At 66.2% G+C, this 23,486-nt stretch carries 20 protein-coding genes, 1 tRNA gene and 1 other RNA gene; 14 read left to right on the plus strand and 8 right to left on the minus strand.

The features are described from left to right. Nucleotides 1-84: 84 nt before the first annotated feature. The 5 genes from GK109_RS06945 to GK109_RS06965 are packed head-to-tail and all read left to right on the plus strand — an operon-like array spanning nucleotide 85 to nucleotide 4,712. Complete coding sequence (locus tag GK109_RS06945) at nucleotides 85-825, plus strand: sugar phosphate isomerase/epimerase (RefSeq protein ID WP_157239295.1); 741 nt, start codon at nucleotides 85-87, stop codon at nucleotides 823-825. After that, entirely contained in the window at nucleotides 822-1,952 is a 1,131-nt protein-coding gene (locus GK109_RS06950) for a Gfo/Idh/MocA family protein (protein ID WP_157239297.1), read from the plus strand. Before GK109_RS06945 ends, GK109_RS06950 begins: the two co-directional genes overlap by 4 nt. Next, on the plus strand, nucleotides 1,949-3,151 hold the full coding sequence (locus GK109_RS06955) for a Gfo/Idh/MocA family protein (RefSeq protein WP_157239299.1): 1,203 nt from the start codon (nucleotides 1,949-1,951) through the stop codon (nucleotides 3,149-3,151). Before GK109_RS06950 ends, GK109_RS06955 begins: the two co-directional genes overlap by 4 nt. Nucleotide 3,152: 1 nt before the next feature. Then, nucleotides 3,153-4,148, plus strand: coding sequence for a sugar phosphate isomerase/epimerase (locus GK109_RS06960; RefSeq protein WP_157239301.1), 996 nt, complete (start codon nucleotides 3,153-3,155; stop codon nucleotides 4,146-4,148). A 30-nt stretch (nucleotides 4,149-4,178) separates the two neighbouring features. Then, nucleotides 4,179-4,712, plus strand: coding sequence for an N-acetyltransferase (locus tag GK109_RS06965; protein WP_157239303.1), 534 nt, complete (start codon nucleotides 4,179-4,181; stop codon nucleotides 4,710-4,712). Between the two features lie 18 nt (nucleotides 4,713-4,730). On the opposite strand, the gene GK109_RS06970 is transcribed toward GK109_RS06965, so the two are convergent. Together GK109_RS06970 and GK109_RS06975 are read right to left on the minus strand one after the other, a co-directional pair. Beyond that, nucleotides 4,731-6,869 carry a glycogen debranching N-terminal domain-containing protein gene (locus tag GK109_RS06970; RefSeq protein ID WP_157239305.1) on the minus strand — a complete coding sequence of 713 codons (2,139 nt, stop codon included), beginning with the start codon at nucleotides 6,867-6,869 and terminating at the stop codon, nucleotides 4,731-4,733. 55 nt (nucleotides 6,870-6,924) lie between these two features. Further along, nucleotides 6,925-7,986 (minus strand): glycosyltransferase family 4 protein, encoded by a 1,062-nt coding sequence (locus GK109_RS06975; RefSeq protein WP_157239307.1) that lies wholly within the window; start codon nucleotides 7,984-7,986, stop codon nucleotides 6,925-6,927. 220 nt (nucleotides 7,987-8,206) lie between these two features. Between GK109_RS06975 and GK109_RS06980 the strand changes: the two genes are divergently transcribed. Further along, a complete protein-coding gene (locus GK109_RS06980; RefSeq protein ID WP_157239309.1) occupies nucleotides 8,207-8,905 on the plus strand; it encodes a DsbA family oxidoreductase in 699 nt (232 codons plus the stop codon). 57 nt (nucleotides 8,906-8,962) lie between these two features. Next, nucleotides 8,963-9,613 carry a TetR/AcrR family transcriptional regulator gene (locus GK109_RS06985; RefSeq protein ID WP_157239310.1) on the plus strand — a complete coding sequence of 217 codons (651 nt, stop codon included), beginning with the start codon at nucleotides 8,963-8,965 and terminating at the stop codon, nucleotides 9,611-9,613. A gap of 34 nt (nucleotides 9,614-9,647) precedes the next feature. Here the strand turns inward: GK109_RS06985 and GK109_RS06990 are convergent, their stop codons facing one another. After that, nucleotides 9,648-10,322: a LytR C-terminal domain-containing protein gene (locus GK109_RS06990; protein ID WP_157239312.1), complete on the minus strand. Its 675-nt coding sequence runs from the start codon at nucleotides 10,320-10,322 to the stop codon at nucleotides 9,648-9,650. Further along, nucleotides 10,315-10,614 carry a type II toxin-antitoxin system VapB family antitoxin gene (locus tag GK109_RS06995; protein WP_199775313.1) on the minus strand — a complete coding sequence of 100 codons (300 nt, stop codon included), beginning with the start codon at nucleotides 10,612-10,614 and terminating at the stop codon, nucleotides 10,315-10,317. Before GK109_RS06995 ends, GK109_RS06990 begins: the two co-directional genes overlap by 8 nt. 148 nt (nucleotides 10,615-10,762) lie before the next feature. Here GK109_RS06995 and GK109_RS07000 point away from each other — a divergent pair, with 148 nt between their 5' ends. Both GK109_RS07000 and GK109_RS07005 read left to right on the plus strand, forming a co-directional pair. After that, entirely contained in the window at nucleotides 10,763-11,692 is a 930-nt protein-coding gene (locus GK109_RS07000; protein WP_157239314.1) for a hypothetical protein, read from the plus strand. Nucleotides 11,693-11,970: 278 nt separating this feature from the next. Further along, entirely contained in the window at nucleotides 11,971-13,386 is a 1,416-nt protein-coding gene (locus GK109_RS07005; RefSeq protein WP_157239316.1) for a stealth family protein, read from the plus strand. Nucleotides 13,387-13,395: 9 nt separating this feature from the next. On the opposite strand, the gene GK109_RS07010 is transcribed toward GK109_RS07005, so the two are convergent. The 3 genes from GK109_RS07010 to GK109_RS07020 all read right to left on the minus strand — a co-directional run bounded on the left by GK109_RS07010 (nucleotide 13,396) and on the right by GK109_RS07020 (nucleotide 16,618). Continuing rightward, nucleotides 13,396-14,349, minus strand: a complete 954-nt coding sequence (locus GK109_RS07010; protein ID WP_157239318.1) for a phosphodiesterase — start codon at nucleotides 14,347-14,349, stop codon at nucleotides 13,396-13,398. A gap of 164 nt (nucleotides 14,350-14,513) precedes the next feature. Next, nucleotides 14,514-15,026, minus strand: coding sequence for a glutathione peroxidase (locus tag GK109_RS07015; RefSeq protein WP_157239319.1), 513 nt, complete (start codon nucleotides 15,024-15,026; stop codon nucleotides 14,514-14,516). A 122-nt stretch (nucleotides 15,027-15,148) separates the two neighbouring features. Then, a complete protein-coding gene (locus GK109_RS07020; RefSeq protein ID WP_370460448.1) occupies nucleotides 15,149-16,618 on the minus strand; it encodes a peptidoglycan DD-metalloendopeptidase family protein in 1,470 nt (489 codons plus the stop codon). 258 nt (nucleotides 16,619-16,876) lie between these two features. On the opposite strand from GK109_RS07020, the gene GK109_RS07025 reads away from it, so the two are divergent. Beyond that, complete coding sequence (locus GK109_RS07025) at nucleotides 16,877-17,767, plus strand: oxygenase MpaB family protein (RefSeq protein ID WP_231754999.1); 891 nt, start codon at nucleotides 16,877-16,879, stop codon at nucleotides 17,765-17,767. Nucleotides 17,768-17,947: 180 nt separating this feature from the next. Then, on the plus strand, nucleotides 17,948-19,129 hold the full coding sequence (locus GK109_RS07030) for an IS481 family transposase (protein ID WP_157239323.1): 1,182 nt from the start codon (nucleotides 17,948-17,950) through the stop codon (nucleotides 19,127-19,129). A gap of 61 nt (nucleotides 19,130-19,190) precedes the next feature. Here the strand turns inward: GK109_RS07030 and GK109_RS07035 are convergent. Beyond that, nucleotides 19,191-19,275 (minus strand) — tRNA-Ser (locus GK109_RS07035). A 311-nt stretch (nucleotides 19,276-19,586) separates the two neighbouring features. On the opposite strand from GK109_RS07035, the gene GK109_RS07040 reads away from it, so the two are divergent. From GK109_RS07040 to GK109_RS07050, 3 genes are all read left to right on the plus strand, one after another. Continuing rightward, entirely contained in the window at nucleotides 19,587-19,910 is a 324-nt protein-coding gene (locus GK109_RS07040) for a hypothetical protein (RefSeq protein ID WP_157239325.1), read from the plus strand. A gap of 45 nt (nucleotides 19,911-19,955) precedes the next feature. Then, an RNA gene (ffs, locus tag GK109_RS07045) (signal recognition particle sRNA small type) lies at nucleotides 19,956-20,052 on the plus strand. A 21-nt stretch (nucleotides 20,053-20,073) separates the two neighbouring features. After that, nucleotides 20,074-23,439, plus strand: a complete 3,366-nt coding sequence (locus GK109_RS07050; protein ID WP_157239327.1) for a DNA polymerase III subunit gamma and tau — start codon at nucleotides 20,074-20,076, stop codon at nucleotides 23,437-23,439. Nucleotides 23,440-23,486: the final 47 nt, after the last annotated feature.

Consider the following 23,486-nt stretch of genomic DNA (forward strand, 5'->3'; position numbering starts at 1 on the left):
CGCCAAAAGTCGCCGTAATTTGTAAAAAACCCAACTCATGTGCTGCGGCGCATGCAACATCGAGCAGCAAGGAATGGGCAGGCCATGGACTACTCGCTTCAGCTTTACACTCTTCGGCGGCCCTTGGAAGAGGACCTTCCCGGAACCATCCGCAGGGTCGCGGACATCGGTTTCACCCAGGTGGAGCCCTACAATTTCGTGGCCACCGCGAAGGAACTGGGCAGTGCCCTGAAAGAGAACGGACTGACGGCGCCGTCCGGCCATGCCCCGCTGCTCAGCCAGGACCAGGACGAAATCTTCGCAGCGGCCAGGGACCTGGGCATCACTACGGTGATCGACCCGTTCATCCCCGCCGACCGCTGGCAGACGGCCGAGGACATCCGTGCCACGGCGGAGAAGCTGAACGAAGCCGCCAAAAAGGGCGCCGAGTACGGCATCCGGGTTGGCTACCACAACCACCAGTGGGAGTTGGAGTCACTCGTCGAAGGCCGGATCGCCCTGGAATACTTCGCCGACCTGCTTGACCCGGAACTGGTCCTGGAAGTGGACACCTACTGGGTGGCCGTGGGCGGGCAGGATCCGGTGGACATCCTCGCCAGGCTCGGTGACCGGGTAAAGCTGATCCACATCAAGGACGGCCCCCTGACCACGGATACCAAGGCCCAGCAGCCGGCCGGCAAGGGCAAGGTGCAGGTCCTTGACGTCATCGCCGCAGCAAAGGCCCTGGAGGTGGGCGTGGTGGAATTCGACGACTACGAGGGAGACATCTTCCAGGGCATCGCCGAGAGCCTGGCATTCCTCAACAGCGCAGGAGCCAGCGCATGAGCACCCCCTCCCCCAGCAAAGGCCCGGTGGGCGTCGGCGTCATCGGCGCGGGCAACATCAGCAAGCAGTACCTGGACAACCTCACCACGTTCCCCGACCTCAAGGTCCACGTCATCGCGGACCTCTTCGAGGAAGCCGCCGAAGCCCGGGCCAACGAATACGGCATCCCCGAGTGGGGCGGGGTGGAAAAAGCACTGCACCACCCCGACGTCGAGATCATCGTGAACCTGACCATTCCCGCAGCCCACGTCGAAGTGGCCACAGCCGCCGTACACGCCGGCAAGCACGTCTGGACCGAGAAGCCTTTTTCCCTTGACCGCGAATCAGGCCTGGGGCTCCTCAAAACCGCAGACTCCGCGGGGATTCGCCTCGGCTGCGCCCCGGACACGTTCCTGGGTGCCGGGCTCCAGACTGCACTGCGCCTGATCCAGCGCGGCGACATCGGCACGCCCCTGACCGGCATGACCACCTTCCAGACGCCGGGTCCGGAGTCCTGGCACCCCAACCCCGCCTTCCTGTTCCAGTACGGCGCCGGCCCCCTGTTCGACATGGGCCCCTACTACCTCACCACCCTGGTCCAGGCCTTCGGCTCCATCCGCAAGGTGGCCGCCGTCGGCTCCAAGGCCAAGGACATCCGCGTCATCGGTTCCGGACCCAAGGCCGGCGAGGAGTTCACCGTGGAAGTCCCCACGCACGTCTCGGCCATGGCGCAATTCGAAAGCGGCGCGTCCTCCCACAGCGTCTTCTCCTTCGAATCTCCCCGCACGCGGATGGGATTCGTGGAGATTACAGGCACGGAGGCCACTATCTCCCTGCCGGATCCCAACAACTTCGACGGCGACGTCAGGCTTTGGCGCGCGGGCGACGAAGCCTGGACCATCATCCCGGCCACGGGCCCGGCGAACGGCCGCGGCATGGGCGTCCTGGACATGGCGCGTTCGCTGCGTGCCGGCGTCCCCCACCGCGCCCCCGGCAGCCTGGCCTACCATGTGCTGGACGCCATGGTCTCCATCTCGGAATCCATGGACTCGGGCACCTTTGTGGACGTGGAAAGCTCCGCCCCGACCTCTGCTCCGCTCCCCGAGGACTGGGCACCGGAGACGCTGACCCTGGGGGAGGGCGCATGAGCCGGGAACCGGGAACCACGGCGCCACTGGGTGTGGCGATGATCGGCTACGCCTTCATGGGCAAGGCACATTCCAACGCGTGGCGGAACGTGGCCAGCTTCTTCGACGTCCCGGCGTTTGAACAAAAGGTCCTGGTTGGCCGCGATGCCGCCGCCGTCTCGGAGGCTGCCGGCAGGTACGGGTGGGCGGAAACGGCCACCGACTGGCGCACTGTCCTGGAGCGGGACGACATCCACATCATCGACGTCTGCGCCCCGGGCTGGATGCACGCCGAAATCGCCATCGCCGCCTTTGAGGCGGGCAAGCATGTGCTGCTGGAGAAGCCCCTCGCCAACACCCTGGCGGAGGCCGAGGCAATGACCGCTGCGGCGCAGGCCGCACGGGCCAGGGGCGTCCAGTCGATGGTCGGGTTCAACTACCGCAGGGTGCCTGCCCTTGCCCTTGCCAAGGAGCTGATCGCCGAGGGCAGGATCGGCACGGTACGGCACGTCCGTGCCGCCTACCTGCAGGACTGGCTGGCTGACGACCAGGCGCCCATGACCTGGCGGCTGAAGAAGGAAACAGCCGGCTCCGGCGCCCTGGGTGACATCGCCTCCCACGCCATCGACCAGGTGCTGTTCCTCCTGGGGGACCGGGTCACCGAGGTCACCGGCCGCCTGCACACCTTCGTGAACCGGCGCCCCGGCACGAGCGGTCCCGCAGGCGGCCTTGAGGATGTAACGGTCGACGACGCCGCCTGGGCAACATTGTCCCTCGCCTCGGGAGCAGTCGCCTCAGTGGAGGCCTCCCGGGTGGCCACCGGACGGAAGAACTCCCTCCAGCTTGAGGTCTACGGCGACAAGGGCGCCCTCCGGTTCGACCTGGAAAACCTCAATGAGCTTGCGTTCCTGGATGCCACCGCACCCGCCCGGGAGCAGGGATTCCGCCGGATCCTGGTCAACGAGCCCGAGCACCCGTACCTTAAGGCGTGGTGGCCGCAGGGCCACATCATCGGCTGGGAGCACACCTTCACCCACGAAGTCCGCGACTTCCTGCTTGCCGTCAGCTCCGAAACCGCGCCGTCGCCGTCGTTCGAGGACGGGCTGGCCGTCCAGCGCATCCTGGACGCCGTGGAGGAATCCGCCGCCGCGAAGAGCGCCCTCATCCAACTGGCCCCCGCCAACCCGGCCGCCACCGCCACCCACCCGCAAGGAGCCTGACATGCCCCGCCCGTTTACCCTGTTCACCGGCCAGTGGGCCGACCTGCCCTTCGAAGAGGTGGCCAAACTGGCCTCCGGCTGGGGCTACGACGGCCTGGAAATCGCCGTCTCCGGGGACCATCTGGACGCCTGGCGCTGGGACGAACCCGGCTACGTGGAGTCCAAGCTCGCCGTACTGGAAAAGTACAACCTGAAGGTTTGGGCCATCTCCAACCACCTCAAGGGCCAGGCCGTGTGCGATGACCCCATCGACTTCCGCCACCAGGACATCGTGGGCGCCAAGGTCTGGGGCGACGGCGACCCCGAAGGCGTCCGCCAGAGGGCCGCCGAGGAAATGAAGCACACCGCCCGGCTCGCCAAGGCACTCGGGGTGGACACCGTCGTCGGCTTCACCGGCTCCTCCATCTGGCAGTACGTGGCCATGTTCCCGCCCGTCCCGGAAAAGGTCATCGACGCCGGCTACCAGGACTTCGCCGACCGCTGGAACCCCATCCTGGATGTCTTCGACGAATGCGGCGTCCGGTTCGCCCACGAAGTCCACCCGTCCGAGATCGCCTACGACTACTGGACCACCGTCCGCACCCTCGAGGCGATCGGACACCGCGAAGCGTTCGGCCTGAACTGGGACCCCTCCCACATGATGTGGCAGGGAATGGACCCCGTTTCCTTCATCTGGGACTTCAAGGACCGGATCTACCACGTGGACTGCAAAGACACCAGGATCCGCCAGACCGGCCGCAACACGGTCCTGGGCTCCCACCTGCCCTGGGGCGATCCGCGCCGCGGGTGGGACTTCGTCTCGGCCGGCCGCGGCGACGTCCCCTGGGAAGCCTCGTTCCGCGCCCTGTCCGCGATCGGCTATGACGGGCCTATCTCCGTCGAATGGGAAGACGCCGGCATGGACCGCCTGCACGGCGCCCCCGAAGCCCTCGCGGCCCTCAAGAAGTTCGACTTCCCGCCATCGAGCACGTCCTTCGACGCCGCCTTCAAGCAGTAGCTCCCAGGGGCACGCACGTAGAATCCCTGCATGACCCACACCATCCGCCCGGCAACAGCGGACGACGCCGGGGCGCTGGCAGCCCTGGCAACCGTCACCTTTCCGCTGGCGTGCCCGCCGTCGACGTCGCCTGAAGACATAGCAGCGCACCTTGCGAACACCCTCAGCGAACAGCACTTCCGGACGTACCTCGGTGACCCGGACGTCACCGTCCTGGTGATAGACGGGGAAGGCGCCCTCCGCGGGTACAGCCTCCTGGTGAACCGTCCCGCGGCGGACCCGGATGTGTCCGCGGTGCTGACATTGACGCCGTCGGTGGAGCTCAGCAAGTGCTATGTGCATCCCGGGCACCACGGCCTGGGCGCCGCTGCGGAGCTGATGCACGCCAGCCTCCAGGCGGCGGCCGGATCAGGCGCAGCCGGTGTGTGGCTCGGGGTCAACAGCCAAAACGCGCGGGCCATCCGCTTCTACGAGAAGTCAGGGTTCCGCAGGGTGGGAACCAAGTCTTTCCGGCTGGGAAATACCGTGGAGCACGATTTCGTGCTGGAGCGAGCCCTCCCGTGACCAGCCCCCACTACCCTCTTACACGTACTCAGCCGGGTAAGCCAATGGCGGGCGCGGTTCCGCCAGGAGCTTGAGGCCCGGCGGCAGCCCCTCCACGGTGCCGTGGGTCCCGGACGCCCTGATGTTGATGCGGGCGGTGTCCAGCAGCACGTTTTCGGCCCGGAACTCGCCCACCTCCTCCGGAAGGATCGGCGCCAGGTGCACTACCCCGTGCGTGAAGACGGGGTCGAAGCGGAGCAGGGCCCGGACCAGTTGTATGGGCGCCGCCGCCGCCCATGCCTGCGGCGAGCAGGCGGTGGGGTATGCCACCGGTCCGGAGAACTCGCCGCGGTCGAAACCGCAGAACAGTTCGGGCAGCCTGCCGTCAAAATGCTCAGCGGCCTCGAAGATGCCGGTGGCCACCCGGCGCGCCTCCTCCACGAATCCGTAGCGCATCAGCCCGGTTGCCACCAGGGCCGTGTCATGCGGCCACACCGAGCCGTTGTGGTAGCTCACCGGGTTGTAGGCGCCCATGTCCGAGCTGAGGGTGCGGATTCCCCAGCCGGTGAACATCTGCGGGGACATCAGGTGCTCCACCACGGAGGCCGCCTTGTCCTCATCCACGATGCCCATCCAGAGGCAGTGCCCCATGTTTGAAGTACACGCGTCCACCGGCCGCTTGTCCTTATCCAGCGCCACTGCGAAGTAACCCTTGTCCGGCAGCCAGAACTTCTCGTTGAAGGCGGCCTTCAAATCCGCGGCGCGTTCAGCCCAGTGCTGTTCCAGGGCGCGGTCGCCGCTCCAGCGGGCCAGCAGTGACCGGCCCACATAGGCGGAGTAAACGTAGGCCTGGACTTCGCAGAGGGCAATGGGCGCCTCCGCCATGGTCCCGTCCGCGAAGTTGATGCCGTCCCAGGAATCCTTCCACCCCTGGTTGACGAGTCCATGGTCGTTGGGCCGGATGTACTCCACGAACCCGTCGCCGTCGCGGTCCCCGTACTTCTCGATCCACTCCAAAGCCCTGTCCACGTGGGGCACCAACGGCTCCACAATGTCCTTTGACTGCCCCCACCTGCTCAGCTCGCCAACCAGGGCCGCAAACAGCGGCGTGGCGTCAGCGGTGCCGTAGTAGGCGCTGCCCCCCAGCGCCAGCCCCGCGGTGACGCCCAACCTCACCTCGTGCGGGATGCGCCCCGGTTCTTCCTCGGAGTCCGTGTCCACCTTCGTCCCCTGGAGGCCGGCCAAGGTCTGCAACGTCCCGGCCGCCAGTTTGGGGTCCACCATCAGGCTCATGTAGGAGGAGAGGATGGAGTCGCGGCCGAAGAGCGCCATGAACCAGGGGGCGCCGGCGGCGACGGCTACCCGTTCCGGATGGTGCGGGTCGAAGATCCGCAGGGATCCCAGGTCGCTTTGGCTGCGGTTCAGCAGATCCTGCAGGTTGGCGTCCGACACGGTGATCAGCGGGACGTTCTGCTCCCAGTGCCGGTGCCGGCGGGCGCCCTCCCGGTGGTGCGGCAGCCCGTCCTCGCTGAAGGCGTCGGCGGGGGCCTGCCCGTTGATCAGGGGGACCACAATGATGCTGGTAGCCCACTTGCCGCGGGGTGGAATGGTGGCGCGGAAGCGGAGCCCGTCTGTGCTGACGGCGGCGCCGCGGGCCCGGACGGCCGTTCCCCGCCGTTGGCCGTTGCGGGCGCTTTCAATCACGAGCTGGCCGTCGCGGACCGTGCGGACGGCCTCGGCATGCTTTGACGTGCGGCCCACCTTGACGTCGAAAAGATCGTCCTGGTCTGCACCAACGAGGAGTTCGATGTCGCATTCCACAGGCTCAGCCGAGTAGTTCTCCAGCGTGATGTCGTCCTGCAGGCCGGGGCCGATGTGGCGGGTTTGACGGACCACCAGCGGGCTGTCGAACCGGCCGTCCGGCCACTGGGCCCTCCCAACGAAGGTGGCTTCGAAGGGCTTGGGCCGTTGCGCCGCCAACGGTTCACGCAAGGAGCCATTTACTCGGAGGATCCAGTGGGAAATGATGCGCGTGTCTTGGTAGAAAGCACCGTTCGTGCCGGTGTCTGAACTGATGTCCCCGGTGCCGGAAGAGATGCAGAACGAGGATCCTTCCAGCACCGTCACCGAACCTGATTCGGATGCGGCGGCCTCGGTGTCGGCGTTCCATGCAGTCAAGGGAAAGGGCTCCTTCGCTAGGAGGCGGACTTACCGCGGTTCGGAAGACCGTCCCTTAAAGATTCTGGTGCAAACCGATCGCATCCGGAACCCCTGGGGGAGCCTCCCCTGCGAGCAGCTTCTCGAAGAGCCGGAGGTGCTCGTTCACCATGCGTTCCTCGCTGAACCGTTCCGCGGCGGCCTTTCGGCAAGCTGCACGGCTGAGGCTCTCCGCCTCATGCACAAAGCCCGCCAGCTGCTCCGTGCTTCCCAGGTACCCGGTCCGGCCATGGTCGATAATTTCGGGTGCGGAACCTATCCGGGTGCCTATTACAGGGGTGCCTGTGGCAAGCGCCTCGATCATGACCAGCCCGAAAGGTTCAGACCACTGAATCGGGTTGAGGAAGGCCAGCGCCTCGCCCATCAGCCGATACTTGATGGCGTCGTCCACTTCGCCGACGAAGTCCTCATTGGGCCCCAGCATGGGCTCGATGACCTCACGGAAATACCGGATTTCGTCGGGGTCGCGCATCTTGACCGCTATCCGCAGCGGCAGTCCCGCCTCCCTGGCGATCATAATGGCCTCCAGCAGCCCCTTATCGGCGCAGGCCCGCCCGACGAAGCACAGGTAGCCGCCGGTCCCCGACCCCATCGGAACGGAGGAAACGTCCATCCCGTGGTGGATGACCCGCGTCACCGGCACCTCCGGTGCGCGCGAGCACTGGTCCCGGGAGATAGCGATCACAGCCGCCCTCCGGCCGATGGCACGGTAGATATCCACTGCGTCCGCACTGAGCGGGCCGTGGATTGTCGTTGCCACCGGGACCTGGTCAGGCCGCTCCACGTACAGGGGGCCGGTGAGGGTGTGGTCATGGATGATATCCACGTCCCCCATGGCTGCGTACGCCCGGACTACGTGACTCAGCTCAGAGATGGCTAAACCGAGTCCGTCACTGTGTGCAGGCCGCATGCCCGGAGCCCGGGGGACAGCGCATGTGCTGTCCGAGGGAGCTGCCAACACGACGTCATGCCCGGCCGCCGCAAAGCCTCTGGCGAGGCTGTCCACTACTCTTTCAATGCCACCGTACGTTACCGGTGGAACAGGAATCCAAGGTCCTGCAACCAGTCCTATCCGCATTCCTGGCCTCGCCTAGAACGGGCCTGGCTCCCCAGCCGGGCCGGGCAATACTGTCCGCGGAACCTGATATGTCCCGCGGTCTAATTCAGAATCATCCGGTGGCATCTGCTTAGCCTTCAACTCAGACTATGGCGCAGGATTGGCGGCAGACAAGACCCACTGTGCGGCAACTAACACCGGGCTCCGGAATGGCGGCCCGAAATCCGCGGTTACGTCCAGCATGAAGATAGAGATCTGGTCCGATGTTGCCTGCCCGTGGTGCTTTATTGGCAAGCGGCGCTTCGAAGCTGCCCTGGCCGCCTTCCCGCACCGTGATTACGTGGACGTGACCTGGCGCAGCTACCAGCTGGACCCCACCCTTCCCGAGCACTATGACGGCACGGAACTCGAGTACCTGAGTTCCCGCAAGGGCATCCCCGCAGAGCAGGTCTCGGCGATGTTCGGCCACGTTGCCGGCCAGGCGAAGGCCGAGGGCCTGAATTACCGGTTCGACTCGGTGGTGGTGGCCAACAGCTTCACCGCGCACCGCCTGATCCACCTTGCCGCTGCCCACGGCAAGCAGGATGCTGCAAAGGAACGCCTGCTCAGCGACCACTTCGAGCATGGCAAGGACATCGGCAGCCGGCAGTACCTTGCGTCGCTCGGCGTCGAACTCGGCATCGACCCCGGCGCAGTGGATGAGCTCTTCACCACGGACAAGTACGCGGACGCAGTCCGCTTCGATTTCGAGGAGGGCCGGTCCCTGGGCATCAGCGGCGTCCCGTTCTTCGTGATCGACCGGAAGTACGGACTCTCCGGGGCACAACCCGTTGAGACCTTCACTGCCGCCTTGAACCAGGCATGGCAGGAAGCCAATCCCCTTGTCATGGTCAACTCCGGCGAGGGGGAGGCCTGCGGACCGGACGGCTGCCCGGCGTAGGAAAGTACGGCAGGAAAGGGCGGGGCGTTTACTGACACATGGCGGTAAAGTGTCTGTATGCCCAGGATTTCAGCGGCCAGCAATGCCGAGCAGCGAGCGGACACCCAGCGCCGCATCCTTACGGCCTTCGGCGAACTCCTTTTCTCCCATGGCCTGCCCGGGCTGACCATGACGGACGTGGCGCGGCACGCCGGGGTGGGCCGGACCGCCGTCTACAACTACTACGCCGACATCGAAGAGCTGCTGATTTCCTACGCCCTGGATGAGACTGAGAAGTTCCTCTCCGAACTGCGGGACTCCCTGGGACGACTGGACAACCCCGTGGACAGGCTCGCGCTGTACGTCCGCGCGCAGGTGGTGGACCTCAGCCGCCGCCACCTCCCGCCGGGGCCTGCCATGGGAGCGGTGCTCTCGCCGTCGTCCTTTGCCAAACTCGCCAACCACGTGGGCGAACTGAGCGTCCTGCTGCAGGGGATCCTGCGGGACGGAATGGAGCAGGGCTACCTTCCTGTGGCGGACGTCAACCAGCAGGCACAGCTGATCCTGGGCACGCTGTCCTCCAGCGCGGCCAGGGGCAGCGATGAGCCCGCCGAATTGGAAGCCCGGGTGGCCAGGACGGTCCGCTTCATCCAGCTCGGGGCCGGGGCAAGGTTCGACGACGACGGCCGCCCCGTCCGGCTGGCCCCGCTTCCCGCGGTGGCTGGCTGAGCAGCACCACAGTGGGTGGGCGGCCAACCCCGCGTCACGGAGTGGGCGCTGCAGAGGGGATGACTGGCCATTTGTCGTCGTCGGCAACCCGGCGGCTTTCCCGCGGACAACCCAGCTTTCCGGGCGTCTGGTCAACAAGCTCGGGCGGGGCCAGCGCCTTGTAGTCCTGGGAGAGGATCACGTCCACGCTTCCGTCTGTCCTGCTGTCCTGGAAGTAGTCCGAACCCGGCAGGTTGCGCTGGACACTGAAGGCAGCGGCCTGCCCGGCCGCCCCGGAAACCACGGCGGCAATGCCACGGTAGCCTGCGTCGATGTTGGACACCGCGCCCACTACGAACTTCCTGGCCAGGAACTCATCCGCCACAGAGCGGGCCAGCCCGGGCCTGCTGGTGGAGTTATAGACGTTGAGGTTGATCTGCTCGTGGGGGGTGTAGTCAAAGGTGGCGGCCGGGCAGGTGGAAACGGCCTCCTCGGCCGGCGCTGCGGCAGGAAACTTCAGCCGTTCGTCGATGATGGCCAGCGCGGTGATGATGGCCGCCACGATCAGGCCGATCAGGAGGACCAGGACAACCCCGTGCAGCGCCCGGCGGCGCACGCGCGCTGTATCGTCGGCGTCGCGGGCCGCTTCAAAGGTGGCCCGCAGTTCGGGGCCGGTGACAACGTGGTGGCCGTGGAGGATACTGACGTCCTGCTGCTTTTTCCTAGCCATCTATCACCAGGACGCGAGCGTGGATTGCGGTGCGCTGGTGCAGGGCGGTGCGGACGGCGCGGTGCAGCCCGTCCTCCAGGTACAGGGTTCCCTGGTACTGCACCACGTGCGGGAAAAGGTCACCGAAAAAGGTGGAGTCCTCGGCCAGCAGCGCTTCCAGGTCAAGGGTGCGTTTGGTGGTCACCAGCTCATCCAGCCGGACGGGCCGCGGCGGGAGCGAAGCCCAGTCCTTCGGCGTCATGTAACCATGGTCGGGGTAAGGGCGGCCCTCGCCCACAGCTTTGAATATCACCTTGCCACACTAGGCATCCTGCACGTCCAGCGAAAGTGCCCCGGCGTGCCTGTTGCAGGTTGTGGCCAAACAGTGACCATGTGTCACATGCGGTGCCCAAGGCCCGCCAGGAACAGCCCGCCCCCGGCACTGCTGAGAGAATAGATGTATGACAGTATCCGAGTCCCCCGCCGTGCCCGCACCAGGAGCCCATGCACGAGCCACACCGCCTCTGGCACTCCTGCTCGACGTGGACGGGCCGGTGGCAAGTCCGGTCACCCGCGATGTGAAGCGGGAGATCATCGATGACCTGGTGGCCCTCGCCGCCGCCGGCATCCCCGTTGTTTTCAACACCGGGCGCTCTGACGCGTTCATCAGGGAACAGGTCATGGAACCCATGATCGCCGCCGGGATTCCGTCAGGCACCATCATCCACGCCGTCTGCGAGAAGGGCGCCGTCTGGTTCAGCTACACCGCGGCCGGGCCCGGCCCCATCCACGTGGACCGCGAACTCGCCGTGCCGGCAGCCTACGGGGACGACATCCGGCGGATGGTGGCAGAGGACTATGCAGCGCACATGTTCTTTGACGAAACCAAGCGGGCCATGGTGTCCGTGGAGCAGCACATCGAGGTGCCCAGCGCCGAGTACCTGGAGGAGCAAAAACTATTCGACGCCGACGCCATGGACCTGATGGCCCGCCACGGGCTGGGAGTGGTGCGGCTGGACCACCACGCCCCCAATTCCGACGACGAGGTGGACTACCGGGTGGACCCCACCATCATTTCCACGGACATTGAATCGGTGCGGCTTGGGAAGGACCTGGGAGCCAGCCGGGCAGTGGAGCTGCTCGCGGCACAGGGCATCACCCCGGAGGCCTGGCGGACCGTTGGCGATTCGCGCACGGACTATGCCATGGCTGACTGGCTTCACCACAACGACCACCCGGTCAAGCACGTGGATGTCCGGCCCGCGGACGGCATCCCGGAAAAACCGTACCAAGTCCTGACCGCCGAGGACCTGGGGCTTCCGGCGTCCGTAATCCATGACGACGCCGGCGGTGCTTTCCTGCGCAGCTGGCGGGAGGCGCTGGGCGGCTGAGCCCCTTCCGGGCATCGGCTGCCCGAACCCCTGCCGTTTTACCGGCGGGGCTATCATGCACATAGGAACGCTAACTAATACGCAGCACGGAGACCACCATTACAGAAGCACCGGTTCAAGACGAGGTCTACTACGGCGGCCAGGCATCCGTAGAGGAACAATTTCACGCAGAGATCACCTCCGCAGAAGCTGAGCAGCGCCTCAACCCGCGCCCTGACGTCATTACGCACAAGGGCCGCATCGCCCTGATCAACTACAACAGGACTCCCTACCAGGCCATGGTGGAGGACCTGCTGTTCGTCAGGAATGTGCTGGCCAACGCCGGGCTGGCATACCTGCTGGTCAGGGGCAACAACGACCGCCCTGTCATTGCCTTGGACTGGAAAGACAGGAAGAAGCTCCGGGCCGCCCTGGTGGAAGCCTGCCAGGACGAACCCTTCTACTCCATGACCGTGGACGCCAAGAAGAAAACCTCCCTCCTGGTTGCGGACGGTGAACTCTCCTCCAACCGGCAGGCGCGCATCTTCCGCCTGTACCGGCCGCGGGTGGAGCCGGCCGGCGGCTTCGAGTTCGGTGCCTCCGCGGGTGTCCAGATTGAGCTTTGGTCCTTCAAGGGCGACGAGATCATCCTGCCGATCGAGAACTCCCTCACACGCAGGACCCTGCTCCGGCAGGACGCCGTCCGAGGCACCGTTGAACGCTACGGCCACACCTGGCCCACCATCGAGAACATGTTCGCGGACCACGCGAGCGACATCAGCTTCGACATCGACCTGGTGTTCTCCTGGGTGGACGGCAGCTCCCCTGAGTACATCGCCGCCCGCCGGGCCCAACAGAAGGACGTTGTCCTGGGCGAGGGCGATGACCACGAGGCCCGCTTCCGGCAGATCAACGAGCTCAAGTACGCGCTGCGGTCCGTCTACATGTTTGCGCCCTGGATCCGCCGCATTTTCATTGCCACGGATTCACCGGCACCCGCGTGGCTGGCGGAACACCCGTCCGTGACCATCGTCCGCAGTGAGGAGTTCTTCTCGGACCCTTCCGTGCTGCCCACGCACAACTCCCAGGCGGTGGAGTGCCAGCTCCACAACATCGAAGGCCTGTCCGAGCATTTCCTGTACTCCAATGACGACATGTTTTTCGGCCGGCCGGTCAGCCCGGACCTGTTCTTCACCCCGGGAGGCATCACCAAGTTCATCGAGGCCGAAACCCGGATCGGCCTGGGCGAGAACGCTGCAGAGCGCAGCGGGTTCGAGAACGCGGCCCGCGTCAACCGCAAGCTGTTGTGGAACAGGTTCGGCCGCATCACCACCCGGCACCTGGAGCACACCGCAGCGCCGCTGCGGCGCAGCGTGGTGGCGAAGATGGAGCACGAGTTCCCGGAGGAATTCCGGAAGACGGCGGCCAGCCGCTTCAGGGCGGCGGACAACATCTCCGTGACCAACTCCTTCTACCACTACTACGCCCTGCTCACGGGCCGGGCAGTAACCCAGACGGCGGCGAAGGTCCGTTACGTGGACACCACCATGCGGACGGGACTGAACTACCTGCCCAAGCTGCTGGCCAAGCGGAACATGGATTTCTTCTGCCTGAACGATGGCAGCTTCCCCGAGGTGGATGCCGACGAGCGCGCCGCACTGGTGACGGACTTCCTGGAGAAGTACTTCCCCATCAAGGCGCCCTGGGAAAAGTAGGCGGGCGGCCTACCGGCTTGTGGGGAGCCCGAGCTTCGCGCTGTTCGGCTGCTTGAGCTTCGCGCTGTTCCGCTGCTTGGCGGTTTCCGGAATCCGGATCCCGGCTGAGGCCAGCCGGAACTCGGTCTCTTCCGGCGAGACGTACTCCCCCACTGTCGTGGACCTTCCCAGCGGAACCACCGAGTGGACGATGGTGTGCTCGTACACATGCACCAGGTTGAAGGATTGCCCGCCGTCCTGGCCCCGGGTGCCGCCAACGGGAACATTGAGGTCCTGGGTGTAACAACTGGCCGACGCCACCGATACAGGGATGCCGGCGAAGCTCGCCGTCGTCGAATAATGCAGGTGGCCCGCGAGGATGGTGCGGACATCAGAGTTCCGGACTACTGCCTCCAGCGATGCCTGGTCACGCAGCTCCACCAGGACCGAGAGATCCAGAACGGAGGGTATGGGCGGGTGGTGCAGCGCCAGGATGGTGCCGTCAGGAGCGGGCGTGTCCAGCTCCCGCGTCAGCCAGTCCAGCTGCGCCGGGCTCAGCTCGCCGTGGTGATAACCGGGAACTGAGGTGTCCATGGTGATGACGCGCAGCCCGTTGACGAAGTAGCTCTTGTCCACCGGCGCGCCATTGGGGGCTTCGTCCAACAGTCCCGCCCGGAAGTTTTCGCGGTTGTCGTGGTTACCCATCGCCCAGATCACCTCGGCGCCGAGTTCCTCGCAGGCGGGCTCAACGATTGCCCGCAGTTTCACGTAGGCTCCCGGATCGCCCTTGTCGGCGAGGTCGCCGGTGAAGATCACGGCCTCCGGACGCGCCCCGGACGCCTTCACCTCTTCGAAGAGCTGGATAAGGCGTGCTTCGCTGTCAACGACGCCGTAAAGGGGATCCGGACCTCCCATCAAGTGGGGATCGCTCAGGTGGAGTAGGAAGTGGCGTGGCCGGGGATGTTCGGCCTCGATGTGCTCCATTGCTGCCTCTGTGGTCGGTGGGAAACGGCGCTTCCCTTGTACCCTTCAGTAATGTTTATCCAATCAGACATTTGGCAAACTTTGGGTGAATCGCCGTAGTTGATGTGAAAAAAAATGAAAGAACTGCGCTTTTCGGCCGTCCGGTTCGGCGAAGCGCCCCTTTTTCAACAGAGGGCATCCTCGACGGCGTCGATAACCTCCGCCGAATCGGGCTCCACGGTTGGCGCGAAGCGGTTCACCACCTGGCCGTCCCTGTTGACCAGGAACTTCTCAAAGTTCCATTTCACCAATCCGGGCAGCAGCCCGCTTTTGAACTTGGTGAGCTCCGCGTAAAGGGGGTGCTGGTTCCTGCCGCGGACGTCCGCCTTGAGGGTGAGGGGGAAGGTGACCCCGAAGTTGCGCTGGCAGAATTCGGCGATTTCGCTGTCGCTGCCCGGTTCCTGCCCTGCGAACTGGTTGCACGGGACGCCGAGTACTTCAAACCCCCGGTCCCGGAACTTTTGATACAGCGTCTCCAGCCCCGTGTACTGGGGCGTGAACCCGCAGTTGGAGGCAACGTTGACCACCATCACCACTTTGCCCTTGAACCTGCCAAAATCGGTCGGGGAACCGTCGTTCAGGGTCAGCGGAACCCGGTACAGGTCAGTTACAGGCGGCTTCCCCAAGAAGTTGTCCATGCATGGAATTCGTTGCCAATGGATCACGGTATTGGTCCGGGCTTGGCGTTTCCAGCACGGATTTCCGGCGCACTTCAGGGCGCCGATGAGGAGCTGGTTGCCGATGGCGCCGGTTAGGCCGGTTAGATGGGGGCCGGCTCGGTCGGGGCAGGCTCAACCGGGGCCGGCTCAACCGGGGCCGGCTCGGTCGGGGCCGGCTCAATCGGCGCAGGCTCGGTCGGGGCCGGCTCAACCGGCGCAGGCTCAACCGGGGCCGGCTCAACCGGCGCAGGCTCAACCGGCGCAGGCTCGACCGGGGCCGGCTCAACCGGCGCAGGCTCGACCGGGGCCGGCTCAACCGGCGCAGGCTCAACCGGGGCCGGCTCAACCGGGGCCGGCTCAACCGGGGCCGGCTCGGTCGGGGCGGGCTCGGTCGGGGCGGGCTCAACCGGGGCCGGCTCGGTCGGGGTAGGCGTCCCAGTCTCAGTCGGCGACGGCGTCCCAATCTCAGTGAGCGACGGCGTTCCAGTTTCCGTCGGCGACGGCGACGGCGACGGCGTGCCAGTTTCCGTCGGCGTGGGGGACGGCGTGCCGGTGTCGACCGTCGCCACCAACAGCGACGAGGATGCTGGCCACGCAGAGGAGCCAGCCGCCGTCGTCGGGACATTTGCCCAGGGGGCGGCCGAGGGAGCCTCGCTGCCCAGCCCCACCGGAATGGTCCAGCGTATGGGCCCCGTGGAGGCAACACTGGGGACTGGCAGGTAGGTCAGCAGCTCAGCGGGCCCGGCGCCAAGCGGGCGTACCGCCATGAGGCGCCATTTCAGCGGATTCGTGTGGCGTCCGTTGAGGATTGTTTCGAAATGCAGGTGGCATCCCGTCGACCACCCGGTAGTGCCTACCCGGGCAATGGCTTGCCCAACATTGACGAAGTCACCGCTGCGGACGGCAATGGACTCGAGATGGTTGTAGGTGGTGACGAGTCCGTTGCCGTGATCGATCTCAACCCGGTTGCCGCCGCCCCATGGATGCCATCCGGCTGCACGGACCACGCCTGAATCCGCCGCGTACACCGCGGTGCCGCAGGGGGCCGAATAGTCCTGGCCGAGATGGAAGTCCCCTGCCAGCCCGGACAACGGGCTTACGCGGAATCCGAAGGGCGACGAGGGAATCAGCAGTTTGAGGGGCGCCATGAGATAGCCTGCCGGCGGCCTTCCCACCCCTGAGAGCCCTACCGTGACCGGCGCCGGAGCATCCTCACCGAGACTTCCTACGAGCGGGCGTGGAAAGGCAATTTCGGCTTGGGGAGCGGCCAGGACCGCGGCTGTCCGGGGAGCCGCCACAAGGCTGTCCGACGGCGGTCCCGCGGCGGCAAATCCAGTGGCCTCAGTACCAGCGACGGTGCCGGCACTGAGACCAGTCGAATTCCCCGCAGCACCGGCGCCCGGACGGGCAACGGATGCCGCTGCGGTTCCCGTTTCAGGAGCGCTGCCGGAGAGGTTGAAGGCGCAGACGGAAATGGCGAGCGCCCCCGTGGCGGCCAGTGCCCGCGCTACAGGCAGGCAAAAGCCCTTGGCGTTCTTATCGTCCTTCCCGGATACCGCGTGATTGCCCACAAGACTGACTCCAGGACTTGGCCACCCGCACGCGTCTTGACGGTACCTACCATGAGAGCATATGGCCGCAGCCCTGTGAACCCCGGAGCGGGGACACTGCGGGGTTTTTTGTGGAGACTGCCGTTTCCAGCGCCGCCAGGTGGTACAGGACCAGTCGCTGCGGCTGCACTAAAAGGTGCTTACGATAAGCTCTACAGCCGAGTTCTCCACAGGAGGGCGTGCACCATCAGGAACATTCTCAGTCCCATCAAGAAGCGCCTGGTCCGAACCTTCAGCAACGGTTCCGAAGGCGTTCAGCAGTGGCAATTGGATCTTGCGGAGGGCGATGACCCGGGGTACCACCTGCCCGGTTCCGCGGTATGGGCAGTGCACGGTTCAATGTCGCCCATTGTCGCCGGAATCCGCACTCTGTTGATGCAGTCCCTGCACCCCGGCGCCCTTGCCGGCGTCCACGAACATTCAAACTTCCGCGAGGACCCGCTGGGCAGGCTGGCCAACACCATCCGCTGGATCTTCACAGTGACCTATGGCTCCAAGGAGGCCGCCGAGAACGCCTCACGGAGGGTGCGCCGGCTGCACGAGGCCGTCCAGGGCAGCTACCGCGACAGCCAGGGGGCGCAGCGCACCTACAGCGCCAACGATCCGGAACTGGCCAGCTGGATCCATCTGGCCTTCACTGACGCCTTCCTCACCGCCCACAAGCTGTGGGGAGGCACGATTCCCGGCGGACCGGACGCGTACGTCCGGGAGTGGGCCCAGGCCGGCCGGCTGATGGGAGTGGAAGACCCGCCGCTCACCGAGGCGGAATTGCACAGGCAACTGGACCGCTGGTACGAAAGCGGTGATCTCCGCGTTGACGCCCGCGTGGCAGAGACAGTGGAATTCGTCCGCAACCCGCCCTTGAACCGGGTGCTCCGGCCGGGTTACCGGATCCTGTTCGCGGGCGCCGTGTACAGCCTGGAGCCAAGGTACCGCCGGATGCTCGGGCTGAACGTTCCCCGGCTGGGTCCCCTGCCGCTGCCGGTGAGGCTCGCGACAAAGCTGGTTCTCGGCGTCGTACGCCTGGCCTTGGGACGCAGGGGTCCAAGCGAGCTGGCCGCCAGGGAACGGCTTCGCCGGCTTGGCGTGCCGTCCGCGGAGGCGGGATGATCGCTGCAACAAAAGAAAGGACCCTGCCCCCGATTGAACGGGGGCAAGGTCCTCACCGGCGGAGAATGGGGTGTCTAGTTTCACGACATACTTCACACCTGAGTCGGGACATCGTTCCCACTTGACGCTTCATCGGTGAGTCGGGACATCGTTCACACTGGGGTTGGCCGAGCATGATGCATGTCGAAGCAGAAAGTCATCGTCCTCGCCGTCCGTGACCAAGGCCTGAGCGTCACGGACGCAGCCCGCCGCTATGGAGTCAGCCGCCGCTGGGTCCACGAACTGCTCAGGCGTGCAGCAGAAGGCGGCCTCGACGCGGTCGAGCCCCGGTCCAAACGCCCGCTAAGCAACCCGCGCCGAACCACCGAGGCCGCCACCAGCCGGATCCTGGACCTGCGCGGTGAACTGGTCACCGCCGGACTGGACGCCGGGCCCGTGACCATCGCCTGGCACCTCGAACGCGAAGGACTCCGGCCGCCCTCGACCTCGACAATCCGCCGGATCCTGCACACCGCCGGGCTCATCACCCCCGAACCGAAGAAACGCCCCAAAACATCCCTGCACCGCTTCGAGGCCGACCAGCCCAACGAAACCTGGCAATCGGACTTCACCCACTGGGCCCTCGCCGACGGGACCGACACCGAGATCCTGAACTTCCTCGATGACCACTCCCGCTACCTGCTCGCCTGCACCGCCTTCGCACCCGTCACCGTCACCACAGTCGTGGCCACCTTCCTCACCACCGCCGCGGAACACGGCCTCCCGGCCTCCACCCTGACCGATAACGGCATGGTCTACACCACCCGCCTGGCCGGCGGCAGGGGCGGCCGGAACGCCTTCGAACACCAACTCCATGCCCTGGGCATCACCCAGAAAAACGGCTCCCCCAGCCACCCGCAGACCCAAGGCAAAATCGAACGCTTCCACCAAACCCTCAAACGCTGGCTGACCGGCCAACCCCGCGCCCACACCCTGGAAGACCTCAACGAACAACTGGAAAAGTTCCGGCACATCTACAACCACGAACGCCCACACCGGGCCCTGGACCGCCGCACACCCGCCGCCGCCTACGCCGCAACACCCAAAGCAGCCCCGTCCGGAGCCAAACAGGGAGACCACTGGCGCCGCCGCATCGACCGCGTCGACCAATTCGGCAAACTCACGCTCCGCCACGCAGGCCAGCTCCGCCACATCGGCATCGGCCGGACCCACGCCCGTAAACACGTCCTCATGCTCATCCACGACGCCGACGTCACCATCAGCGACGCCACCACAGGAGAGATCATCCGCGAACTCACCATCGACCCCGAGCGGGATTACCAACCCAGAGAATCCGGGCAAAGAAAAACACCCCGGTCCTAAGACCGGGGTGTTACCGATGACCCGACTCATCCGTGAAGGATGTCTCGACTCACCACACCGGCGGAGAATGGGGGATTTGAACCCCCGAGGGCGTTAACCCAACACGCGTTCCAGGCGTGCGCCATAGGCCGCTAGGCGAATTCTCCAGCTGCTTCTGAATCAAAAGCAGATACTAGGTTACCTGATGTTTTCCGCATCGCCCAATTGGCCGAAACCGGCTGGTCCTCCACCGGCCCTAAGGACAGCGGCCCTGCTCCTTAACCACGAAATGGACGCCCCCAACGCGCCCATTCCCCGGACACCGTTGAGCTGCCGGGTCCGGCCCGTTCAGCCAGGCCACGCACCTCACAATCTGGAGATTGCCCCAATCGGTGTATGTACCCATATTCAGGGGAGTTGCCGGGATAAGCAACGGGTGTTGTCCGTTTGCCGGCTGCATTCGGGCACGATGGAAACCATGAATAAGCTGCATGCGCTGGTGGTCTACGTCCCCCGTTCCCACACGGAACGGGTCCTTGCGGCGATCGGTGACGCCGGAGCCGGCAGGATCGGCAATTACTCGCACTGTTCGTTCGTCATGTCCGGGACGGGCCGCTTTACTCCCCTGGAAGGCTCCAAACCGTACCTTGGGCAGGTGGGGAAACCGGAGGAGGCGGCCGAGGACAAGATTGAATGCGTGGTTGACCAGGCATTGCTGGGCGCTGTCGTTGCAGCGCTGCGGGCTGCGCATCCCTATGAGGAACCAGCCTTTATGAGCTGGCCGGTGGGGGGCTGGCGCTGATCGAAGGCCGATTCGAGTCGGGCCGGAAGTTCAGGTAAAGTGTCTGACGGCCCCTCATGTGGCGTCATCCTGTTGAACTCCCCCAGGACCGGAAGGTAGCAAGGGTAAATGGGCTCTGGCGGGTGCATGGGGGGTCTTTACTATTCCCCCACAGGGCGGCAGGATGTCGGCCCGGATTGGTAGGGTTTTCTCTGTGACAGTTACTACCGCCCTCTACCGCAGATACCGTCCGGATTCGTTTGCTGACGTTATCGGGCAGGAGCATGTCACCGAGCCGCTGATGACGGCTTTGAGGAAAAACCGGGTCAACCACGCCTACCTCTTCTCCGGCCCCAGGGGCTGCGGCAAGACCACCTCGGCCCGGATCCTGGCGCGCTGCCTCAACTGCGCCCAGGGCCCCACTGACACCCCCTGCGGCACGTGCCCCAGCTGCGTTGAGCTGGCCCGCGGCGGCTCCGGTTCGCTGGATGTCATAGAGATTGACGCCGCCAGCCACGGCGGCGTCGACGATGCCCGGGACCTCCGTGAGCGGGCCACCTATGCACCTGTACGGGACCGCTACAAGATCTTCATCATTGACGAGGCCCACATGGTCACGTCCGCAGGCTTCAACGCCCTGCTGAAGATCGTGGAAGAACCACCCGAACACATCAAGTTCATCTTCGCCACCACGGAACCGGACAAGGTCATCGGCACCATCCGCTCCCGCACCCACCACTACCCGTTCCGGCTGGTGCCGCCGGAACCGCTGATGGCCTACTTGGAGCTCCTGTGCAGCCAGGAGAACGTCCCGGTGGCCCCCGGCGTCCTGTCCCTGGTGATCCGTGCCGGCGGCGGCTCCGTCCGTGATTCGCTCTCCGTCCTGGACCAGCTGATGGCGGGCGCCGGGCCGAACGGCCTGGACTACGAACTTGCCGTGGCGCTGCTCGGATACACCCACGCTTCACTGCTCGACGACGTGGTCGAGGCCGTTGCCGCTTCTGATTCCGCTACCGTTTTCCGTGCCGTGGACCGGGTGATCCAAACCGGCCATGATCCCCGCCGCTTCGTTGAGGACCTGTTGGAGCGGTTCCGCGACCTCATCATCGTCCAGGCGATGCCTGAAAGCGCCCAGACCATTCTCCGCGGCATGCCCGCGGACCAGATTGCCCGCCTGAAGAACCAGGCCCACAACCTGGGGGCGGCCGAGCTGTCTCGCGCCGCGGACGTCACCAACACCGCGTTGACCGAGATGACCGGCGCCACCTCCCCGCGGCTGCACCTTGAGCTGCTGTGCGCCCGGATCCTTTTGCCCAGCTCGGAGCAAAACGAGCGCGGCATGGCCGCCCGGATAGACCGCGTGGAGCGCAGGCTGAACTACGCCGGGAACGACGTCGGTGCTCCCGCCGGGTCAAGTGCGGACGGCTCCACACCGGCCGCCGCCCCTGCCGCTCCCCCGGCACCCCGTCTCCCGGCGTCCAATGCCCCTGCCCCTGAAACAAGGCCCTCTGCTCCTGAATCTTCAACTGGCGCCGCCGGTGCCAATGGTCCGGCTCGGGATGCCGCGAAAGCGGCGCCCGCAGCTCCGGCCGTTGCGGGCCCGGCGCCCAGCGCCCCGGCCACGCCGGCAGCTGCCGGAGCGGGCTCCGTCGGGGAGGCTTCCCCTGCGGTCGGCGGACCACGCTCTCCCTTGACCGCCCCGCGGGTCAGCACCAGCGACTGGCCGGTAGAAGATTCGGCCGGGAACCGCCCGTCGCCCGCCTCTTCGGATCGTCCAGCCGGACGCGACCCGGGCTTTGCCTCGCCGCAGGCCCCGGTGGGGCCGGACGCTGCGTCCGGTCCGGCGCAAGGTGCCATGCAGACCCCGGGAACCGGCCCGGCGCAGGCTTCGGGCCAGGAGCCCGCCTCCGAGCCCAAAGAATCCCCGTCTACCGGCCAGACGGAGACGTCGTCCGCGCCGCCGGCGCCCGCCGCTGCACCCGGACCCATGGGGGACGTGGAGGTCTTGCGCCGCGCCTGGCCCGACGTCCTGCAGACCCTGTCCAAAATCAAGCGCAGCACCTGGGCGCTCGTTGAACCCAATGCCCAGGTTGCTGCCTTCGACGGCCACAGCCTCACCCTTGCATTCACCACGTCCGGACTTGCCGGAGCCTTCGGCCGGGCGGACCATTCGGAGAATCTGCGCCAGGCCATCCACAAGACCGTAGGCATCGACTGCCAAATCACTGCGTCGGCCGGTGGCGGCACGCAGGCGAGCTCTGACCCAAACCCAAAAGTGCCCGCCAGCCGGGTGGCGTCGGCAACTTCGGCTGACGTCGCTTGGGGGCTGGCACCGGCTTCTGCCCCGACGGGCAGCGATGCCGCACGGCAGCCGGGCCCCGCAGGCGGGCCCGTTTCCGCGAGCCCGCAGCAGTCTGTGCCGGACGCAAAATACCAGCAAAAGGCACGTCCTGGGCAGGGGCCGGCTGATCCGGGCCAGGCCGACGGCGTTGCGCCGGAAGGCGTGGCGGCCCAGGCAGCAGCCGCGGCACTTTCGGCCCCGCTTCCCGGAAGCGGCGCCGTGCGGCCCGCATCCGGACAACCCGCTGCGCAGGTCGCGGCCGGCGAAGGCTCCGCCCCGGTTTCGGTGCCCCGCGCCGCCGTGGAGGAAGACTATTCATATTCCGACGACGACTGGGGTCCGGCCAGGGACGAGGACGCTCCGCCTCTGGACGAAGAACCTCCCCTGGACTGGGCCCCGTCCAACCGGTCCCGGCCCTCGGGAGTGCCGGCCGCTTCAGGCCCGTCGGGCACCCCCGGCACCGGTTCCGGTGTAAAGGGGCCGTCGCCGGCCACCTCCGGCCCCGTTGACGTCCCGGGCGTCCAGCCTCACGGGCCTGATGCTGCCGCCAGCACGGCTGCATCACCGCATGATCCTTGGACCCGCGCCGTGGAACAGGCCCCCGGGGTCTGGGTGGTCGGCGAAGAAAGCAACGTGGGCAGGGCAGCCTCCCCGGCGGCGCCGGACGAGGCACCAACCGGGCCGGTTGCCACACCGCGCTACGAGCCCGCCACCGCCCAGGTGCCACCCTCAATCCCTGTCACGAGGGCCGGCGCCAGCCCGGAGCCGGACTGGGGCCTGGCTCCGTCTTCACCATCTCCAGGCGCCGGACGGTTTGGAACGGAGGAACCGGGCGGGGGCAATTCCTCACCGGACACCGCGCGGGCGCCGGAGTACGCCATGGCGTCAGCTTCCCCGGCTCCCGCAGCCGCTCCAACCCAGGCTGTCCCGGCCAAGGCTCCTCAGCCGTCCTCGGCTGCCGCAGCCCAGGCACGGCAAAGCCTTTACCAGCGACTCTCCAACAGCCCTGAAGCGGAAGCCGGCCGCGCCAAGGCCCCGGCCCGTGCCGCGGCAGCTGCTGCCACCTATGTCCAGGACATCCCGAGCGCAGATGATGAGACGATCGAAGAGTCCGGCGTGTTCGGCCGTGCCGCGGTGGAGCGTATTCTGGGCGGGAAGCTGATTGAGGAGCGCTCCCCCGACGGAAGTCCCATCACACCGCGATATTGACGGTTCCCGGTAAAACGGGGCCCCGCTCCAAGTCTTTGCCCTGCCCG

The sequence above is a fragment of the Pseudarthrobacter sp. GA104 genome (assembly GCF_009741265.1).
Taxonomy (GTDB): Bacteria; Actinomycetota; Actinomycetes; order Actinomycetales; family Micrococcaceae; genus Arthrobacter.

Excerpts from the sequence above, each read along its gene's own strand:
- GK109_RS06945 (WP_157239295.1), top strand. The coding sequence starts at position 85 with ATGGACTACTCGCTTCAGCTTTACACTCTTCGGCGGCCCTTGGAAGAG.
- GK109_RS06950 (WP_157239297.1), top strand. The coding sequence starts at position 822 with ATGAGCACCCCCTCCCCCAGCAAAGGCCCGGTGGGCGTCGGCGTCATC.
- GK109_RS06955 (WP_157239299.1), top strand. The coding sequence starts at position 1,949 with ATGAGCCGGGAACCGGGAACCACGGCGCCACTGGGTGTGGCGATGATC.
- GK109_RS06960 (WP_157239301.1), top strand. The coding sequence starts at position 3,153 with ATGCCCCGCCCGTTTACCCTGTTCACCGGCCAGTGGGCCGACCTGCCC.
- GK109_RS06965 (WP_157239303.1), top strand. The coding sequence starts at position 4,179 with ATGACCCACACCATCCGCCCGGCAACAGCGGACGACGCCGGGGCGCTG.
- GK109_RS06975 (WP_157239307.1), bottom strand. The coding sequence starts at position 7,986 with ATGCGGATAGGACTGGTTGCAGGACCTTGGATTCCTGTTCCACCGGTA.
- GK109_RS06980 (WP_157239309.1), top strand. The coding sequence starts at position 8,207 with ATGAAGATAGAGATCTGGTCCGATGTTGCCTGCCCGTGGTGCTTTATT.
- GK109_RS06985 (WP_157239310.1), top strand. The coding sequence starts at position 8,963 with ATGCCCAGGATTTCAGCGGCCAGCAATGCCGAGCAGCGAGCGGACACC.
- GK109_RS06990 (WP_157239312.1), bottom strand. The coding sequence starts at position 10,322 with ATGGCTAGGAAAAAGCAGCAGGACGTCAGTATCCTCCACGGCCACCAC.
- GK109_RS07000 (WP_157239314.1), top strand. The coding sequence starts at position 10,763 with ATGACAGTATCCGAGTCCCCCGCCGTGCCCGCACCAGGAGCCCATGCA.
- GK109_RS07005 (WP_157239316.1), top strand. The coding sequence starts at position 11,971 with ATGGTGGAGGACCTGCTGTTCGTCAGGAATGTGCTGGCCAACGCCGGG.
- GK109_RS07010 (WP_157239318.1), bottom strand. The coding sequence starts at position 14,349 with ATGGAGCACATCGAGGCCGAACATCCCCGGCCACGCCACTTCCTACTC.
- GK109_RS07015 (WP_157239319.1), bottom strand. The coding sequence starts at position 15,026 with ATGGACAACTTCTTGGGGAAGCCGCCTGTAACTGACCTGTACCGGGTT.
- GK109_RS07030 (WP_157239323.1), top strand. The coding sequence starts at position 17,948 with ATGTCGAAGCAGAAAGTCATCGTCCTCGCCGTCCGTGACCAAGGCCTG.
- GK109_RS07040 (WP_157239325.1), top strand. The coding sequence starts at position 19,587 with ATGAATAAGCTGCATGCGCTGGTGGTCTACGTCCCCCGTTCCCACACG.
- GK109_RS07050 (WP_157239327.1), top strand. The coding sequence starts at position 20,074 with ATGTCGGCCCGGATTGGTAGGGTTTTCTCTGTGACAGTTACTACCGCC.